The sequence below is a fragment of the Kitasatospora sp. NPDC056783 genome (assembly GCF_042789895.1).
Classification (GTDB): domain Bacteria; phylum Actinomycetota; class Actinomycetes; order Streptomycetales; family Streptomycetaceae; genus Kitasatospora.
Map to the genome: position 1 here is coordinate 69,253 of NZ_JBHUAF010000003.1, position 18,114 is coordinate 87,366.

Below are 18,114 nucleotides of genomic sequence, written 5' to 3' on the forward strand. Positions count from 1 at the left end.
GCTCATCGCACCTTCTCCCCCACCCAGCGGGCCAGTTCCAGCGGGCTCAACGCCGCCACGGGCATTCCGGCCGCCACCAACCGGCCCGCGACCGCCTTCGAGTAGCGGGCCGTCCCGGTGTCGTCCAGCGCCGCGCAGCCGAGCAGGTGCACACCGGAGTCCACCAGTGCCCTGGTCTGGGCCAGCAGCGCGCCGACCGGTCCGCCCTCCTCAAAGTCGCTGACCACGGCGATCAGCGTGCGGGACGGCACCGTCACCAACTGCCGTGCGTAGCGCAGCCCGCTCGCGATGCTGGTGCCCCCGCCGACCCGTACCTCCAGCAGCAGGCCCAGCGGATCGTCCACCCGCTCCGTGAGGTCCAGGACCTCGGTGGAGAAGGCCACGAAGTGGGTGCTCAGCGAGGGCACGCCGGCCAGGATCGAGGCCGTCAGGGCGGCCCACACCGTGGAGGCCTCCATCGACCCGGAGACGTCCACGACCAGGATCAGCCGCCAGTCGTTGGCCTGCCGCGCCCTCGTCCGGAAGACCGGGCGCTCGGGCACGATCAGGGTGCCGCCGTCCGGCGCGGGGCGGGCGGTGGCCAGGTTGGCCCGGATGGTCCGGTCCAGGTCCAGCCCGCCGCCCGGGCGGCGGGACGGGCGCGGCACGGAGATCCCCGTCAGGGCCGGGCGCAGCCTGGTGGCCAGCTCCCGGCTCAGCTCGTCCACCAGGTGCCGCACCAGCGGGCGCAGCCGGGCCAGCCTGGCCTCCGGCATACCGCCCGCGTGGTCCAGCACGGTGCGCAACAGGTCGACGGACGGGCGGACGGCGGACGGGTCGACCTCCTCCAGGACATCGGTGCGGCCCTGCGCGACGGCGGCGGCCAGCACCTCCTCGCGCACCCCGGGGCCGAACAGCGACTCCAGGTCCTCGGCCCACTCCCGCACGCCGGGGTAGGGGGCCTCGCGGCCGCCCCGGCCGCCCCGGCCGCCCCGGCTGTCCAGACCCGGGCCGGAGCCCTCGCCGTGGCCGCTGCCGTACAACTCGTCGAGGGCGGTGGCGAGTCGGGCGCCGCGGCCGCTCAGGCCGCCGTTGCCGGGGCGGCCGAGGAGCAGTCGCCAGCGCTCGGCGGGGGCGAGGGTGTGGGCCGGGCCGGTGGACGGCGGCGCCGGGACCACCGGGACCGTGGGGACCGCCGGGACCGTGGGGACCACCGGGACCGTGGGATTCGCGGGGCTCCGGGGTGTTGCGGGGGCCGGGGGCAGGAGGCCGCGACGGGCGAGGGCCGCGCGGGCCGCGAGGTCGGCGCGCACCCAGCCGGCGAGCACGGCGGGAACGACCTCCTCGGGCAGTGCGGCGAGCCGGGTGCCCAGGCGCTCCTCGACGGAGGCCAACAGCCGGTCACGGGCGGCCGGGCTGAGCGTGTCGAAGCCGCCGCGCAGCGCGGGCAGCCTGTCCAGGAAGGCGTCGTCGGGCATCGACGTCACCCGTTCCAGCACCGGTTCCAGGGCCTGCGGCGCGGAGTCGAACAGTCCCTCCGCCGCCGTCAGCAGCCCGACCAGCGCCCGGCCGAGCGACTGTCGCGCCTGCGGGCCGGTCGCGCCGTCCACCCACGAGGCGGCCCGCCCGCCCAGCTCCTCGGCCGGCTCCTGCCCGAGCAGCACCCGCACCGCACCGGCCGCACCGCGCACCAACGGGCTCCCCCGCTCCGCGAGTTCGGCCAGCACGTAGGCCAGCCTCACCCCTCCGAGCCGGTCCGCCCGCCGCACCAGCTCCACCAGTGCCCGCGCGTCCTGCGGATCGTCCGACCCGCCCAGACCCTCCAACTGCCGCACGGCCGCGGCGGTGAGCACCTCGCCGGCCGCGGCGAGGACGGACGGGCCGGTCGGCTCGTCCCGCCCGTCGGCCCGCTCGGAGAGTGGGCTCGGGCCGTCGGCCGACGGGGCCTCGCCCGCTCCGGCGGGAGCCGGGTCGGCACAGCCGCCGAGGGCGAGGGCGCGGCCGGCCGCGAGACCGCCGGCGAGCGGCGCACCGGGCGCGGCAGCCGCCCCGATGTCTCCGGCGGAGCCGCCGCCCTCCGTGCCATCTCCGCCCGGAGCGGCGCCCCCGGTCACCAGGGCGCCGCCGGAAGCCCGACCGGCCGCGAGGCCGTCGAGCGCATCCGGGGCGAAGCCCGGGAAGTGGCCGGCGGCGAGCCGGTCGAGGAGGGCGAGGGCGTCGAGGAGTTCCGGGAGGGTGGCGGAGGCGGGAAGGACGGTGGTCAGTTGGGCGAGGCGGGCCTCGGTGAGGGCGGGGAGGGCACAGGAGGCGGCGGCGGTGAGGCCGTCGATGGTCTCGCGCGGGGTCGGCTGGTCGGTGAGGCGGGCCCGCAGGGCGCCTTCGGCGGCCTGGGCGGGGGTGACGCCGCGGGTGCCCGCGACGGTGAGCATGGCGGCGGTGGCGGGTGTCCAGTGGAGGCGCCAGCGGGTGCCGAGGGTGTCGGTGCCGCCGGCGCCGGTGGTGGCGGCGGCCTCGGCGTACGGGACCTCGCAGGCAGCGAGGCGGTGCAGGAGGATCTCGCGGCGGCGGTCGAGGTCGCTGCGCAGCGGGTCGAGGCGCAGGTCGCGGGGGCCCGGGTCGGCGGGGTCGGGGAGGCCGAGGCCGGCGAGCAGCGCCTCCACCGCGGGGGCGAGTCCGCTGCGCGGGGCCGCGGGGGTGGGGCGGCCGGTGCGGCTGCCGACCAGGACCTGTTCGAGGGCGCGGGCGACGGCCCGGCCGCGGCCGAGGGGTTCGCCCTGGGCGAGGACGGTCTGCGCCGCTTCGACGAGTTCGCCCCGGCCGGGGGCGGCGTGGCCGCGCAGTCGGGCGAGGTCTCCGGCCAGCCGGACGATCTCGCGGGCGTCGGCCGGCCCGCTGGGGTGGTCCTGGGAGCGCAGGGCGGCGCAGATCCGGACGGCGGTGGTGGTGAGCGCCGCGGCGAGGCGTTCGGGGTCGCCGCCGGCGTCCAGGACGGTGTGCTGCCACTCCGGGTCGCGGATGCCCGCCGGGTAGCCGGAGCGGGCGTCGAGCAGCGGGTAGGTGTACGGGATCAGGGACAGGACGTGCCCGGGGTCGTCCGGGTGCGGCGGCTGCCCGGGGGCGGTCGGGCCGTCCAGCAGGGCGGGGGCGTGGAAGGCTCCGATCACGGCGGCGACCCGGCGCCCGTCGCCCGAGGCGGCCTGGACGCGGGCCCGCATCCAGGCTTCGCGGCGCAGGTCGTACGGGTCGACGCCGGGGCCGGTCTCGGCGTCCCGGCGCAGCGCCCAGCCGACCAGCAGGGCGGCGCGCCGGACGGCCTCCGGGGTGGAGCCGGGGGCGGCCGTCTCGACCAGGCGGTCCCACAGGTCCTCGTCGGAGTCCCGGCCGCTGAGGCGGTGGCGCAGCGCGTCGGCGAGGCCTGGTGTCCCGGCCGGGGCGGCCCGCCGCTCGGCTCCGGGCCGCTCGTCGCGGGACCGCTCCGGCCCGGTCCGGGCGGCGCGCTGGGCGAGTGGGAGGTCGCAGGCGATGACCTCCACGCCGTTGCGCCGGGCCCAGCGCAGGGCGGCGAGTTCCGGGGAGAAGTCGGCGAACGGGTAGAAGGCGGGCCCGGCCGCCTCCTCCTCGGGCCCGGCCGGGGCCGCCGCGAGGGCGACCGGGGCCTGGGTGGCGTCGTCGGCGAGCCAGCCGAGCCAGGGCTGGAACTCGGCGGGCAGTTCGACCAGGACGGTCTGCGGCCGGGCGGCGTCGAGCAGCGCGGGGACGACCGCACTGAGGGACGGCGCGTGGTGGCGCACGCCGATCAGGTAGGGACCGGGACCGGTGGTGCCGGCGGCGGCCAGCCGGTCCGCCTCGGCCCGGACCGCCTGGTCCGCGTCGTCCGGGCGGGTGATCTCCGCGCTGCTCATCGGGTCAGCCCTCCAGGGCCGGGCGGAGGTCCCACAGGGTGCGCCAGGTGGCGGCGCCCTGTTCGGCGCGGCGGCGGACCGGTCCGTCCCAGTAGCCGAGCAGCCGGGCCGCGTCGGCCGGGTCGTCCTTGCGGACCACGCCGAGGAGCTGGCCGGGCAGGCGGCCGAGCACGTCCCCGCCGTCGGGCAGGTACGCGGCGCTGACGCCGAGTGAGGTGGCGACCGAGACGGCCTCGGCGGTGCTCATCACGGTGGACGGCCGTTCGACGTCCCAGCCCTCGGTGGAGCGGCCGGTGCGCAGGTCGCGGAAGGCGGTGACCAGGGCCTCCAGGACGGCGTCGTCCACCGCGTAGGCGGCGCCGGCCCGGGCCACGGCGACGGTGGACTGGCGGCGGACGAGGTCCACCTCGGCGGCGAGGCTGCCGATCGGGCCGACCGTCTCGAAGTTGAACCGCCGCTTGAGCGCCGCCGACATCTCGCTGACGCCCTTGTCCCGTAGGTTGGCGGTGGCGATCAGGGTGAAGCCGGCGGCGGCGTGCAGCTGCCCGTCCGGGCTGCCGGCCAGCTCGGGTACGGCGATGCGCCGTTCGGAGAGCAGCGAGACCAGGGCGTCCTGCACCTCGGGCAGGCAGCGGGTGACCTCTTCGACCCGGGCGACCGCGCCGGTGGTCATCGCGGTGAGCACCGGCGAGGGCACCAGGGCCTCGCGGCTGGGCCCCTTGGCGAGCAGCAGGGCGTAGTTCCAGCCGTACTTGAGCTGGTCCTCGGTGGTGCCGGCGGTGCCCTGGACGGTGAGCGCGCTGGTGCCGCAGACGGCGGCGGCGAGCAGCTCGGAGAGCATGGACTTGGCGGTGCCGGGCTCGCCGACGAGCAGCAGCCCGCGCTCCCCGGCGAGGGTGACGACGCAGCGCTCGACGAGGGCGCGCTCGCCGACGAACTTCGGCTCGATGACCAGGCCCTTGCGCCCGGCCTTGAGCTTCTCGCCGTCGCTGCCCATCACGAAGGTGACCACGGCGCGCGGGGTCAGGCGCCAGCCGGGCGGGCGCGGGCCGCTGTCGTGGGCGGCCAGGAACTCCAGTTCGGCGGCGTGCTTCTCCTCGGGCGGGACGATCTGCCGGTCCGTGGCGGTGGGGGCGGTGGTGGTGGTGGTGCTCATCGGCGGGGGGCCTTCCTGCGCTTGCCGGTCTGGAGCTCTTCGTAGCCGGGGGCGTCGCCGTCGACCGTCCGCTGCCAGGCCCGGGCGAACAGCTCGGGGACGGGCAGGGTGGCCAGCGCGGGCTGGTGGGTGGGCAGGGTGTACAGGGCGGCCTTCCAGGTCTCGGCCGGCAGGGCGGGTGCCTTGGCCTCCTGCCAGCCCCCGGGCAGGAAGAGGCCTCGCCCGGCGCGGGCGCGCTTGGCCTCCAGCACCAGGGAGGTGGCGGCGAGTTCGGCGCGGGCCTTCTTCAGCCGGGCGGGCTTCCAGCCCGTCCAGCGGGCGGCGTTGCGGTCGGTCGGGTCGGGCAGGGCGAGCAGTTGGAGGTAGAGCACGGCCGCGTCCTCGCCGAGGCCGTGGGTGCGGGCCACCTCGGTGACCAGCTCGGGGACGGACAGCCGCGGGTTCTGCAGCCAGGCCGGGCCCTCGCCGGCGGCCGACACCGCTGCGGCGGAGGCGGCCAGCCGCTCCGGCTCGCCGCGCAGCACCGACTCGATGGCGCGCCGTTCCCGGGAGAACCAGTAGCTGCCGGAGAGCCCTTCGAGCAGTTCGAGCAGCGGGTCGTCCGGGCCGGTGAGGGCGGCCGGGCGCAGCCAGGCCCGCTCGTAGGCCTCGTGGTACGGCGTCAGGACGAGCGCCGGGCCGCAGTGGACCAGGCCGTCCGGGCCGGCGCCGCCCTCGGCGGGCAGGCCGAAGTGGCCGCGCAGGAGGGGGGCCAGCGCCGCACCCTTGACGGTGCGGAGCAGGTCGAGGTCGAGCAGCAGCTCCGGGTCGGCCAGCCGACCGCGCAGCGCGGTGGCGGCGGTGGGCAGCAGTGGGCGCAGCGGGCTGTCGGCGGGCAGGTGGTAGGCGAGCCAGCGCAGCGCGTCGATGGTGGAGCCGAGCGCGCCGCTCTCGGGGACGGCGGACGGGTCCTCGGGGGTCAGCCGGGGGTCGGAGTCCTCGTCCTTGGTGATCCGGAAGCCGGTGCGGCCGGTCAGCCACGGGGTGCGGGCGGCGTTGAGCACGGCCTCGATGGTGTCGACGGACACGCCGTGGACGGTGGCCAGCGCCTCGTCGGGGAGGGTGACGAGCCGTCCGAAGCGCCGGATCCACTCCTCGGCCCCGGCTGCGAGGTCGGGCCCCTCGGTCCACAGGGTCTTCGGGTCGGCGGGCAGCAGGGCGCCCCAGACGGCGGCGAGGCCGTCGTGGTCGTGTCCGCGCAGCCACGCCTGGGCGGCCTTGTACTCGCCGGACTTGAGCCCGTACTCGGCGGGCATCGGGTCGCCGTTCCAGTGCAGCAGCCTGGCCGGCGGGCTGAGCAGCAGGGCGGAGCGGGCGGTGCCGATGCCGGTGAGCCGGCTGAAGGTCTCGGCCCGGGCGTGGGCCCACGGGACGCTGCCGTGCAGGGCGGCGACCCGCCAGAACTTGGCGACCCAGGCCGCGGTGAGCAGTTCCTCGGTGCCGCGCTCACTGATGGTGGTGAAGTGCGCGACGGGCCCGAACTCCCCGCTCGGGTCGTGGTCGACGGCGAGCCAGTGCACCGTGCCGTCGGTGTACTGCCGCTGGTGGCCGAGGATGACGACGGTGCGCCCGCCGTGTCGCAGCACCTCGCCCTTGCGGTGGTCGGCCGGCCGGGTGCTCGCGGCGGCCTGCGGTGACGGTTCGGCGAGGACGATCTCGCGCAGGGTGGCGCCGCGGTCGGCCAGCGGGCCCTTGGTCAGTTCGCCGAGCAGCAGGACCAGCGAGGAGCGGTGGGACGGGCGGGTGAACGGCGAGGCCGCCGCGTACGCCAGCGCGTGGAGCCGGCCGAGCAGGTGCAGCCAGCCGTGGTCGGCGTCGCCGCCGCGCAGGGTGACGGTGGCGGGCGTCGTCCAGCCCTCGCCGTCCGCGGCGGGCGGGGCGGCCAGTACGGCGCTGACGGCGCGCAGGTTGTTGAGCACCCGCCAGCGCCCGTCCGAGTCCCAGGTGTTGCCGAAGCCCCCGGTGCCGGGCAGCACGGCGCGGACGGCCTCGCGCAGGTCCTCGTCGCTGCCGTGGTCGGGCTGCCACTCGGCGGACTTCGCCTTGTCGGGGTGCTCGGCCTCGGGCTGCGGGAGGAACCGGGCGACCCGGTCCAGCAGGTTCGCGGCGGCGCGGGCGAGCCCGGCGACGCCGGCCAGCAGCCTCGGGTGCTCGATGCCGGGCAGCACGGCGCCGACCGCCTCGACGGGCAGCGAGCGCAGGGCCGCCTGCTGCCGGGCGATCGGGCGGCGCACGCCCTGGACGGTCAGCCAGCGCTGTTCCGCCTCCGGGCCCGGATCGGGGTCGACCGGCCAGGCGGCGTCGATCAGCCGGGCGGCCTGCTCGGCGGTGACGGCGCGCAGCACCTTCGAGCCCGCCTCGTCGCGCGGGCGCAGGGCGTGCCAGTGCGGGTACGGCGGGACGAGCGGGGTGCCGGCGGCGGAGAGTTCGCCGGCGTGGCAGGGGCGCAGGTCGACGGTGCGGTCGGCGTGGCCGGTGAGGTCGGGCAGGTTGAGCGAGAAGTGGCCGCGGGGGGTGTGGCCGACCACCGGGCCGGCCGTGCCGGGCAGGGCGAGCCGGCCCACCGGGTGGGTGTTCGCCGCGGGTGTGGTGAGCGGCAGGACGATGCGCCGTCCGTCGGCCGTGAACGTGGTGACGGCCTTGCCGGGCTCGATCCGGACCCAGCTGCCGACGACGGTGCCGTCGGTGCCGAGCGGGGTGTGTTCCAGGCCGGGCTGGAGCGGCAGCAGCCAGGTGCTGCCCTGGACCAGCCGGCCGGCCTGGGCGGTGGCGGCGATCACCGGCGGTTCGGCGGTGCGGCCCAGGGTGCCGGTGGCCGGGTCGAGTTCGCGCAGGACGGGGCTGCCGTCGGGGGCGTGGCGCAGCGTCCAGTAGCCGGTGCCGTCGCCCAGGACGCGGTGCTCCTGGGGCATCCGGGTGTCGCCCGCGTGCAGCGGGCGCTCGCCGGTGGTGCGGCCGCCGCCGGGCAGTTGGAGGGACGGTGCCTCGGGCTCCCGGTCGCCGTAGTAGTAGCCGGCGACGGTCTGGCCCTCCAGCTCGAACTGCTCGTCCGGCCGGCTGGACCAGTACGCGCGCTGCTTGCTGTCCTGGGACCAGACGACCAGCAGTTCGCCGTCGACCAGCCGCAGCCTGGTCCGGTTGCGCTGGTGCGGCTGGCCGGGCACCCGCAGGGCGTGCTCCAGCACGATGCCTTCCGGGCCGACCACGACGGCCCGGTCGCGGCGGGCGAGGATCAGGTGCGGCCAGGCGTCCTCGATGATCAGGTCGGTCAGGCCGGCCCCGCCCAGGCTGGGGACGGGGTGCCGCGGGGCGTCGGCGGCGGGCGGGTCGGCGAGCTTGCCGAGCGCCTCCTCCAGGGCGGGCCAGCCGAGTTCGTCCAGGATGCCCGCGGTGAGGGCGCCGGTGAGCAGCGTGGTGACGTCGAGGGCGGCGATCCGTTCGGCGGCGGCCGGGGCGACCGTCCGGATGGCGGTGCGGTACTGGGCCAGCGAGCCGACCAGGTCGGCGGCGCCGACCAGGCCGCGGGCGGCGGACAGTTCCTCGGCGCGGGCCTCGGCCCACTCCGCGAACAGCTCGCGCAGCAGCGGCAGGGCGGGCGCCTGGCGCTTGACGGCCGTCTCCCAGGCGGCCGGGGTGGCGCGGCGCAGCACCGGCCGGAAGCGCGGGTCGGCGGCGACGGCGGCCAGGGCGGTGCTGTCGGGGCCGCACTGTTCGACCCAGTCGCGCAGGTCCCAGTCGAGGCCGGCCGGCGGGTCGGCGACCGGCACGCCGGCGGCCAGCAGCAGGTCGAGCAGGTCGAGTCGGGCGAGGCTGCCCCGGATGCCGGTGAACAGGTCGACCGCGACGGCGTCGGCGCGCAGCCGGTCCGTCATCCGGCCGGCCAGGGCGAGGGTGGCGGGGCAGCTGGGCCGGGTGCGCCAGCCGCGGCCGAGGTGGTTGCACCAGCGCTGGAGCCAGGCGGCGGCGGGCTCGGCGCCCTCGGGGCGGGGGCCGGTGAGCAGTTCGTCGGCGCCGGTCTCGGCGAGGACCGCCAGCCAGGCGGTGTCGTGCGGGACCGGGTCGGCGGAGGCCGGGTCGGGCAGCAGTTCCAGGAGCCGGGCGCGGATCGCGGCGTCGCCGCGGCCGAGCTCGACCAGCGCGCCGTGCCAGGACTTCCAGAAGGTGCCGGGTGCCCGGTTGGCCGCCGGGGAGTCCAGCAGTTCGGCGAGCAGCGCGCGTTCGTGCTCGTCGCGGTCCAGCCCGGCGGCCTTGATCAGCGCGCGGGCGTCCTCGGCGACCCCGGCGTACGGGGCCATGCCGGCCGCGGAGCGCTCGGTGCAGAGCTGGCGGAAACGCTGCCAGGCCGTCAGCGGGTCGAGCCGCCGGCCCAGCTCCTTGACGTACTGGCGCAGGGACTTGACGGTGAGCGCGCCGGCCAGGGCGAACTCCAGGAAGACGGCGCGCTGCCGCTCCTCGTCGACCGCCAGGCCGTGGGTGCGCTCGGCTTCGCGGGCCTTGCCGAACCAGGCGGCGGCGTAGGTCTGGTTGCCGTGGCCGAGGAAGATCCGGCCGACCTCCTCGCAGAAGGTGGGCAGGAAGTGCGGGACGGTCCGGCCGAGGCGCAGGGCGAGTTCCTCGAAGCCGTCCTTGGCGGCGCCGGGCTTGGAGGTGGCCTGGCGGGCCAGCCGTTCCATCTCCTTGACCAGGGCGAGCGCGTGGTGGCCGTTGGCCGGGTCGTGGACCAGCGCCCAGGCGGGGAAGCCGAGCGCTTCCTGGCGGACCTGGCCGACCTCGGCGGGTGCCTCCCGCGGTGCCAGGCCGAGGAAGTCGAGGGCGAGGTCCTCGGCCTGGCCGAGCGCGCCGGGGACCAGCCGGACGATCCGGCGGCCGTCGAGTGCGGGGTGGGCGTAGGTGCGGGCGGTGAGCACGTCGGCGGCGCTGTCGGGGCGGCCGGCGCCGGGCAGGGTGCCGGACGGGAGCACGGCCCCGGCGTCGAGCAGTTCCTCGGGCGTCACGGAGTGCGTCGCGGCGGGCGTCGCGGTGGGCGTCGCAGCGGGCGTCGCGGTGGTCGAGTTCACGGTGGCGGTCATGCGCCTTCCTCCCCCTGGATCGTGCGGCCGGCGTGCAGGGCGGCGGCCATCCGCATGCCCTCGGACCAGGCGACCGGCCCGACCTCGGTGAGCGGCAGGGCCCGGCCGTCCGGGCCGGCCCAGCTCAGCGCGCCCGTCTCGCAGGCGTCGTACTCGTAGTAGTCGCCGACCCAGACCCGGGCCTCGACGGTGCGGCCGCCCTCGGTGACCGGCTGGACGGCGGAGCCGCCGCGGACGCGGCAGCCGAGCCGGGCGCAGCGCCCGACCAGCTCGCGCAGCTCCCGGTAGCGGCCGCCGGCGTAGGTGGTGACCTCGGTGCCGGCGGACGGCTCGGCGGGTCGGTGCCAGACCTCGCGGTAGAGCTGCTGGACTCGCTGGGAGACGCCCAGTTCGACGGCGAACTCGCGCAGCTCGTCGAGGTCCTGGAGCAGCACGGGGTGCGGTATCAGGATCTCGCCGTCGGTCAGCCGCACCGTGTCGCCGTCGAGGTCGACCAGGCCGAGGCCGCGCTCGGCGTCGGCGCCGCGCAGGAATCCGGCCACGGAGCCGTCGGTGGCGGTGACCACGAGGTCCTTCAGGACGCCCTGCCAGGCCTCGTCCGGCCAGACGGCGGTGAGCACGGCGGCGGGCACCGGCAGTGAGCGGACCATCCAGCGCTCGACGTCCTCCTGGCAACGCCGCTCGTGCGCGGCCAGCCACTCGGCGAGCTGCTTGAGCTGGACGACCACCGGGTCGTCACCGAGCTTCGACGGCAGGGACCTGAGGTCGCGGCCCGCCGCGTTGCGGCACGCCACCCTGCCCTCCCCGTCGAGCGTGACGCGGTACCCTCCCGCGCCCGTCTCCACCCATGCCACGGCCGTACTCCTCCCACCGGGAACACCTGTCGATCGCCTGCTGACCAGCGATGCGAGGAACGTAGCGAGGGGTACTGACAACGCGAGGACCGGGGTGACTTGGGGCCTGACATGCGAGTTTCAAACCGCTCGAACGAGTGGTCTAAGACGACGGCGGGGCGGGGCGGCCGCCCGGAAGCGACCACCCCGCCCTCACGACACCCGGACCCCGCCCGGCCCGGGCCCCGTGCCACCCCCTCGGGACCGGGGCTCCCGTCAGTCCAGCGGCGCCCTGGGCACGATCACCGGCGCGCCGTCGCCCGGCGCCGCCAGCACGTGACTGTCGATGTCGTACAGCGCCCGCACCAGCGGCGCGTCCACCACCTCGCGCGGCGGCCCGCAGGCCACCACCGCGCCGTCCCGCAGCGCGACCAGCAGGTCCGCGTAGCGGGCCGCCGCGGCGAGGTCGTGCAGCACCATGACCACCGTCCGTCCACCCGCCGCGACCCGGCGGACCAGCTCCAGCACCTCCACCGCGTGCCCGAGGTCGAGCGCGCTGGTCGGCTCGTCGAGCAGCACCACCGGGGTGTCCTGGGCGAGCACCATGGCGAGCCAGCAGCGCTGCCGCTGGCCGCCGGAGAGCCGGTCGAGGCGGCGGCCGGCCAGCTCCTCGACGCCGGTGGCGCGCAGGGCCTCGGCGGTGAGCCGCTCGTCCCGCTCCGACCACTGGCGGAACAGCCCCTGGTGCGGGTGGCGGCCGTAGCGGACCAGCCCGGCGACGGTCACCGCCTCCGGGGCCTGTGGGCTCTGCGGCAGCAGCGCGATCCGGTGGGCGGCCTGGCGCGGGCGCAGCCGCCACACGTCCTCCCCGCCGACCAGGACCCGCCCGCCGTCCGGCCGGTGCAGCCGGGCCACCGCCCGCAGCAGGGTGGACTTCCCGCAGCCGTTCGGGCCGACCACCGCCACCACCCGCCCGGCGGGGACGGTGAGGTCGACGCCGCCCAGCACCGGGCGCCCCGGACCGTACCCGGCGCTGAGCCCCTGGATCGTCAGTTCCATCGCGGTGCCCCCTCGGCCGACGCGCGCTCAGTTGCCGCCGAGTGCCTTGGAGAAGTCACCGATGACGACGTCGGCGGCGAGCGGGCCCCCGCGGGTGGACCAGACCGAGCCGTCCACGGTGACGGCGTGGTTGTTCTTGACCGCCTTCAGCTCCTGGTAGGCGGGCTTGGACTGGACGTCCTTGAGCGCGGACCTGCCGTCGTCGGTGAGGGTGGACAGGAACAGCCAGTCGCCGTCGATCTCGTTCAGCTTCTCCAGGCTGAGCGCGGGGCTGTGCGCGTTGCCGTCCTTGTCCTGCGCGGCCGGGCGGGTCAGGCCCATGTCCAGGGCGACACCACTGGCGAACTGCTTCTTCTCCATCCAGCTCGGGCCGGTGGGGTTCCAGCGCACGATGGAGACGGCGGCGCCCTTGTTCCCGGTCAGCTCGCCGCCCGCCTTGGCGGCCTTGGCCTCGTAGTCGCCGATCACCTTGTTGGCCTGGTCGAGCTTGTTGACGGCGTTGCCGATGCCCCGGAAGGCGAGCTTCCAGTCGTCGGTGGGCGCCATGGTGACCAGCGTGGCGGGGGTGATCTCGCGCAGCTGCTTGAGCACCTGCTCGTCCTGCATGTCGCCGGCCAGGATCAGGTCGGGCTTGGCGGCGATCACCTTGTCCATCACGGGCTGGAGCAGGTTCCCGACCACCGGGACGCCCTGCACCTTGTCCTTGAGGTAGGCGGGCGGCTCGGCCAGCCCCTGGCCGTTGGTGATGCCGACCGGCTTGACGCCGAGGGCGAGCACGGCGTCCAGGTCCTCCTGGGTGAGGGTGACGATCCGCTTGGGCTCGGCGGGCACGTCGACGGCCTTGCCGGTGGCGTCCTTGACGGTCCGCTTGCCGCCGTCGCCCGGGGTGGCGGCCGCGGCGGAGCCCGTGGCGGAGGCCGAGGACGAGGAGTCGGAGGAACCGCAGCCGGTGAGCAGGAGCGCGGCCGCCCCGGTGACGGCCAGCGCCTGGGCCACGCGGCGGCGGACGGGGCTGAGCGGGCGACGGGCGAACGGCATGGGTGCCTCCGGGCAAAGGTGGTACGGGAGTTGAGCGGCGTCCGGGCAGCTCGGCACGGTGGAGGTGCCTCCCGGGACGGCTCGGCCATTAGGTTAGCCTTACCTTATGACATTGTCGCAAGCCGGCGTCCCCGACGCGCCTCCCGCCGCCGCGCCGGAGCCCCGACCACCCGGGGGCCGCGCCCAGGGCGCCCGCCCCACCTGGCCGTTCGCCGTCGCGGCGGTGGTGCTCCTGCTCGCCCTGGCCGCGCTCTCGCTGTCGGTCGGCGCCGGCGAGGTCGGCCCCGGGCGGGTGCTGGACTACCTGCTGAACCGCGACGGCGCCCGCGCCGACGGACGGCTCGCCCTGGTCGTCGGCGACCTGCGGCTGCCGCGCACCGTCACCGCCCTGCTGGTCGGCGCCGCGCTCGGCGTCGCCGGGGCGCAACTCCAGTCCGTCACCCGCAACCCGCTGGCCGAGACCGGACTGCTCGGCGTCAACGCCGGCGCCTCGCTGGGCGTCGTGCTCGGCATCGCCGTGCTCGGCGTGCAGACCTCCTTCGGCTACCTCGCCTTCGCCTTCGGCGGCGCGGTACTCGCCAGCACCGCGGTGCTGCTGGTCGCGAGCAGCCGCGGCGGCGGCTCGCCGATGCGCCTGGTGCTCGCCGGCTCCGCCGTCGCCGCGATCTTCCGCGGGCTCACCGACGTGCTGATCGTCAACTCCCCCGAGGCGTACGAGCGGTACCGGGTGTGGGTGCTCGGCTCGCTGGCCGGGGTGGAGGGCTGGACCACGCTGCGCCAGCTCGCCCCGGTGCTCGGCACCGGGTTCCTGCTCGCCGCCCTCACCACCCGGCCGCTGACCGCGCTCGCGCTCGGCGACGACCTTGCCCGCGGCCTCGGCCACCGCCCCGGCGCCACCCGGGCCGCCGTCGCCTTCGCGGTCACCCTGCTGACCGCCTCCGCCGTCGCGCTGGCCGGACCGGTCGCCTTCCTCGGACTGCTCTCCGGCTTCCTCGCCCGCACCCTCGCCGGCCCCCGGATCGGCCGGCTCACCCTGCTAGCGGCACTCTTCGGCGCCGCCGTGCTGACCGGCGCGGACGTGCTCGCCCGGGTGGTGGCCCGCCCCTTCGAGGCGCCCGTCTCGGTGATCGTCGCCCTGATCGGAGCCCCGGCGCTGATCGCGATCGTCCGCTCCCGGCACTCCACCGCCCTCGCCATGGCCGACCCCGCGGAGTCCACCCCGCCCGCGCGGCGCGCCGAACCCTCCCCGCCCAAGCCGGACTTGGCGCTGCGCCACGGCGCCTGGTCGCTGCTGCTGCCGCGCCGGGCCCTGCTCGCCTCCCTCGGCCTCGCCGCCGCGCTGCTGGCCGCCGTGGTGGTCTCGGCGCACGCCGGACAGAGCGAACTCGACCTCACCCGCACCTTCCAGGCCGTGTTCGGCTACGGGGACCGCCTGGACGTGCTGCTGGTACAGAAGTTCCGGCTCGGCCGGATCGTCGCCGGTCTCGCCGCCGGGGCCGCCCTCGGCCTGGCCGGCTGTCTCACCCAGACCCTCGCCCGCAACCGCCTGGCCACACCCGAACTCCTCGGCGTCAACGACGGGGCCACGGCCGCCGTGCTGATCTCGGCGAGCACCGCGGGCACCTTCGGCGCCTGGTGGGCCGGGCCGCTCGGCGCACTCGTCGCCGTCCTGGTGGTCGCCCTGGCGGCCGGCGGGCTCGGCGCGCGCGGCTACCGGGTGTTGGTCGTCGGGCTCGCCATGTCGGCGCTCGCCTCCGCGGTCATCCAGGTCGCGATGGCCCGGCGGTCGCTCAACTCGGCCGGTTCGCTGTACATCTGGACCAACGGCAGCCTCAACGGGCGGGACCTCGCCGTCGCCACGCCCGCACTGATCGGACTGACGGTGCTGGTGCCGCTCGCCCTGGTGGCGGCCCGGCGGCTGGCGGTGCTGCGCTTCGACGACAGCGTCGCCTCCGCCCTGGGCGTCGACCCGGCCCGGGTGCGGCTCGGCTGCCTGCTGCTGGCGGTCGCGCTCGCCGGACTGGCGGTCGGCGTCTGCGGGCCGGTCGGCTTCGTGGCGCTCGCCGCACCGGTGGCCGCCGGGCGCCTCGCCGGCCCCGCCCGGGTGCCGGTACTCGGCTCGGCGCTGACCGGCGCCCTGCTCGTCGTACTCGCGGACACCCTGGGCCGGGTGGTGATCGGCGGGGTGGAGATCCCCGTCGGCATCGTCACCACCGTCCTCGGCGGCCCCTTCCTGCTCTGGGTGCTGCTCGGCCGCAAGGGCAGCCCCGCCTAAGCCTCTTGGAGACATCACCCATGGAGACCCACTCCCCCCTGATCGCACCCGACCCGTCCGACCCGGCGTACCGCCTGGTCACCTTCACCCACCGTGGCGGGGACTGCGACGGCGTGCTGGCGCTGCTGCACACCGTCACCGACAAGGACCGCCACTCCGGAGACCTGACACAACATTTGATGACACGTCAGGCCGACGGTGAGACGTGGTCGATCACCTACCGGCTGCGCGCCGACCACCGTGCCTCCTACCAGCTGCACCCGTTCCGCGGCGAGACCCCCGGCACCGGCCGTCGCGACTGGCTGCGCGTCCTCGACCAGGCCCGCCCCGACCCGCACGACACCGAACCCCGGCTGCCCACCCGCGACGGCCGCCACCCCTCCTCGGTGCTCAGCCTGCCCGCCGCCCCCGCGCAGCCCCACGTCCGACGGCGGGAGGACGTGCCGCGCGGACGCACGCTCGCCCACCAGGTCGCCGGGCGACGGGTGGACGTCCACCTCCCGGCCGGGCACCGGGCGGGCGACGGCCCCTACCCGGTGGCGCTGCTGCTGGACGGCGAGATGTGGGGCGAGGTGCTGTCCGTCGGCGACACCCTCGACAACCTGGCGGCGGACGGCGCGATCCCGCCCACCGTCACCCTGCTCGTGCACACCCTCGGGCCTCGGCGCCCGGCCGACCTGAGCTGCAACCCCGCCTTCGTCGACCTCCTCGCCGACCAGCTCCTCCCCTGGGCCGCAGCGGAGTTCGGCGCGAGCACCGACCCCGCCGACACCGTGATCGCGGGCCAGAGCGCCGGCGGCCTGACCGCCGCCTACGCGGCCTACCGCCGACCGGAGCGCTTCGGAAACGCGCTCTGCCAGTCCGGCTCCTTCTGGTGGCCCGACGAGACCGAGTTCGACGCCGGCAGCGAGTGGCTGACCCGTCGCCTCGCCGCCGAGGCACGGCTGCCGGTCCGCTTCTGGATCGAGGTCGGCCTCCAGGAGTGGATGCTTCTCAGCCAGAACCGCCACCTGCGCGACGTCCTGACGGCCCGCGGCTACGAGTTCGCCTACCGCGAGTTCAACGGCGGTCACGACTACGCCTGTTGGCGCGGCGGGCTGGCGGACGGGCTGGCGGCGCTGCTCCGGCGGCCGACCGGCTGAAGGCCTCCCCACCAGCGGCGTCACCCCCCGCCGGCGGACCGTCGAGATTGCGACACAGCGCGACAGATTCTCAACAGACCGTGACTTGTCAAGTCTTGCGGCACACGGACGAACCGTGAAATCCATAGGTCCCACCACGGACGACGAGCACGAACCACCTCGGGCGTGCTCGCCTTCCGTGGCGGCGGCGCCTTCCCCGGAGCCCGACAGTTCGCATCCGTTCCCCGTGCCAGTGAAGGGAATTGACATGGCAACAGTCCGATCACGGTCCCGCCTGATCCGCGCACTCACCGGAGCGGCGCTGACGGCCGGCCTGATGGCCGCCGCGCTCCAGGCTCCCGCAGTCGCCGACGGAGGCGGCCCCGTCGCCACCGTCGCCGCCCGCCCGGTCGAACAGGCGATCGCGGAGGACCACCTGCCCGCCGCCGCGTCCGGCCAGGAGTCCCCCGCCGTCTCCGCCGCCGCCCCCGCCGTCGCCTGCGAGGGCGACGGCGTCAGCGGCAAGCGCCTCCAACTCCTTTACGTGCGCGGCGATGCCGACCCCGACCGCTTCAACCAGCTGCTGCCGGAGTTCCGCGCCCGCATCACCAACCTCAACTTCCGCTTCGCCTCCTCCTCCGACCCCTTCGGCGGCCACCGCGAGGTCCGGTTCGTCCAGAACCCGTCCACCTGCGAGCCGACCATCGACACCGTCGTGCTGCCGCAGGCCGCCGTCAACGGCGGCCCGGACACGGTGCGCGCCGAAATGGACAAGCGGGGCTACAACAACGGCAACCGCAAGTACCTGAGCTGGGTCGAGAACACCATCTGCGGCATCACCTGGAGCGCCGTCGACGACCGCCCCGGCCAGGACAACGCGGCCACCGGCACCGGCAACGTCCTGGTCGGCATCAAGGGCTGCTGGGACAACCGCGACGTGGACGTGCACGAGCTCACCCACTCGCTCGGCGCGGTCCGCCCCTCCGCCAAGTACTCGACCCCCGCCGGCCACTGCTACGTCTACGGCGACCTGATGTGCTACGACGACCAGTACATCCCCAACCCGCCCGGCCGGATGATCGACGTCGGCCCGGACTGCCACAACGGCGCCAAGCTGCTCGACTGCACGCACGACATGTACTTCAACCCGAACCCCGCGCCGGGCAGTTACCTCGCCACCCACTGGAACGTCGCCAACAGCCCGTACCTGACCTCGAACGGCACCCCGGTACAACTGCCCACCGGCAACGTCACCATCGTGAACGCCAACGCCGGGTACGGCGCCGATGTCGCCGGCTCGCAGACCGGCGACGGCACCCACGTCATCTCCTGGGGCCACAAGAACGACGACCTCGCCCAGCGCTGGAACCTGGAGCGCCTGAGCGACGGCCGCTACCGGATCAGCCCGGTCCTGAACGGCGCGAAGGCACTGGACTCCAACAACGACCGCTCCCGGATCGTCGACAACACCAGCTACTTCGCCCAGCTGTGGGGCTACGCCGGCACCGACAACCAGAAGTGGACCCTGCGCCAGGTCGGCGGCGGCAAGTACGAGATCGTCGGCCACGACGGCGGCTGCCTGACCAGCACCGCCACCCCCGGCGCCGTCCTCGGCGTCTGGCAGTGCACCGGCAACGACACCC

The 18,114-nt window shown here is 76.0% G+C and carries 9 protein-coding genes; 3 read left to right on the forward strand and 6 right to left on the reverse strand.

Translation table 11 applies throughout. The annotated features are described in order from the left end of the window. Positions 1-2 precede the first annotated feature (2 nt). The 6 genes from ACFRMQ_RS01515 to ACFRMQ_RS01540 all read right to left on the reverse strand — a co-directional run bounded on the left by ACFRMQ_RS01515 (position 3) and on the right by ACFRMQ_RS01540 (position 13,075). Positions 3-3,881, reverse strand: coding sequence for a DUF5682 family protein (locus ACFRMQ_RS01515; protein WP_380725670.1), 3,879 nt, complete (start codon positions 3,879-3,881; stop codon positions 3-5). A gap of 4 nt (positions 3,882-3,885) precedes the next feature. Continuing rightward, positions 3,886-5,037 carry an AAA family ATPase gene (locus tag ACFRMQ_RS01520; protein ID WP_380725672.1) on the reverse strand — a complete coding sequence of 384 codons (1,152 nt, stop codon included), beginning with the start codon at positions 5,035-5,037 and terminating at the stop codon, positions 3,886-3,888. Next, positions 5,034-10,145 (reverse strand): hypothetical protein, encoded by a 5,112-nt coding sequence (locus ACFRMQ_RS01525; RefSeq protein WP_380725674.1) that lies wholly within the window; start codon positions 10,143-10,145, stop codon positions 5,034-5,036. The genes ACFRMQ_RS01520 and ACFRMQ_RS01525 overlap by 4 nt, the downstream gene beginning before the upstream one ends. Further along, the gene (locus tag ACFRMQ_RS01530; RefSeq protein ID WP_380725676.1) at positions 10,142-10,999 is read right to left on the reverse strand and encodes a DUF4132 domain-containing protein; all 858 of its coding nucleotides are present in this window, start codon (positions 10,997-10,999) and stop codon (positions 10,142-10,144) included. Before ACFRMQ_RS01530 ends, ACFRMQ_RS01525 begins: the two co-directional genes overlap by 4 nt. A 255-nt stretch (positions 11,000-11,254) precedes the next feature. Continuing rightward, positions 11,255-12,037: an ABC transporter ATP-binding protein gene (locus tag ACFRMQ_RS01535; RefSeq protein ID WP_380693445.1), complete on the reverse strand. Its 783-nt coding sequence runs from the start codon at positions 12,035-12,037 to the stop codon at positions 11,255-11,257. Between the two features lie 27 nt (positions 12,038-12,064). After that, positions 12,065-13,075 (reverse strand): ABC transporter substrate-binding protein, encoded by a 1,011-nt coding sequence (locus ACFRMQ_RS01540; protein ID WP_380725678.1) that lies wholly within the window; start codon positions 13,073-13,075, stop codon positions 12,065-12,067. Positions 13,076-13,181: 106 nt separating this feature from the next. Here ACFRMQ_RS01540 and fhuB point away from each other — a divergent pair, with 106 nt between their 5' ends. From fhuB to ACFRMQ_RS01555, 3 genes are all read left to right on the forward strand, one after another. Then, positions 13,182-15,350 (forward strand): Fe(3+)-hydroxamate ABC transporter permease FhuB, encoded by a 2,169-nt coding sequence (gene fhuB / locus ACFRMQ_RS01545; RefSeq protein WP_380725680.1) that lies wholly within the window; start codon positions 13,182-13,184, stop codon positions 15,348-15,350. Positions 15,351-15,370: 20 nt separating this feature from the next. After that, complete coding sequence (gene fes, locus ACFRMQ_RS01550; RefSeq protein WP_380725682.1) at positions 15,371-16,492, forward strand: enterochelin esterase; 1,122 nt, start codon at positions 15,371-15,373, stop codon at positions 16,490-16,492. Between the two features lie 247 nt (positions 16,493-16,739). Then, a partial coding sequence (locus tag ACFRMQ_RS01555) for an RICIN domain-containing protein (RefSeq protein ID WP_380725685.1) occupies positions 16,740-18,114 on the forward strand: 1,375 nt, incomplete at its 3' end.

Bases quoted from the DNA above. Each gene is read 5' to 3' on its own strand.
- ACFRMQ_RS01515 (WP_380725670.1), bottom strand. From the start codon at position 3,881: ATGAGCAGCGCGGAGATCACCCGCCCGGACGACGCGGACCAGGCGGTC.
- ACFRMQ_RS01520 (WP_380725672.1), bottom strand. From the start codon at position 5,037: ATGAGCACCACCACCACCACCGCCCCCACCGCCACGGACCGGCAGATC.
- ACFRMQ_RS01525 (WP_380725674.1), bottom strand. From the start codon at position 10,145: ATGACCGCCACCGTGAACTCGACCACCGCGACGCCCGCTGCGACGCCC.
- ACFRMQ_RS01535 (WP_380693445.1), bottom strand. From the start codon at position 12,037: ATGGAACTGACGATCCAGGGGCTCAGCGCCGGGTACGGTCCGGGGCGC.
- ACFRMQ_RS01540 (WP_380725678.1), bottom strand. From the start codon at position 13,075: ATGCCGTTCGCCCGTCGCCCGCTCAGCCCCGTCCGCCGCCGCGTGGCC.
- fhuB (WP_380725680.1), top strand. From the start codon at position 13,182: ATGACATTGTCGCAAGCCGGCGTCCCCGACGCGCCTCCCGCCGCCGCG.
- fes (WP_380725682.1), top strand. From the start codon at position 15,371: ATGGAGACCCACTCCCCCCTGATCGCACCCGACCCGTCCGACCCGGCG.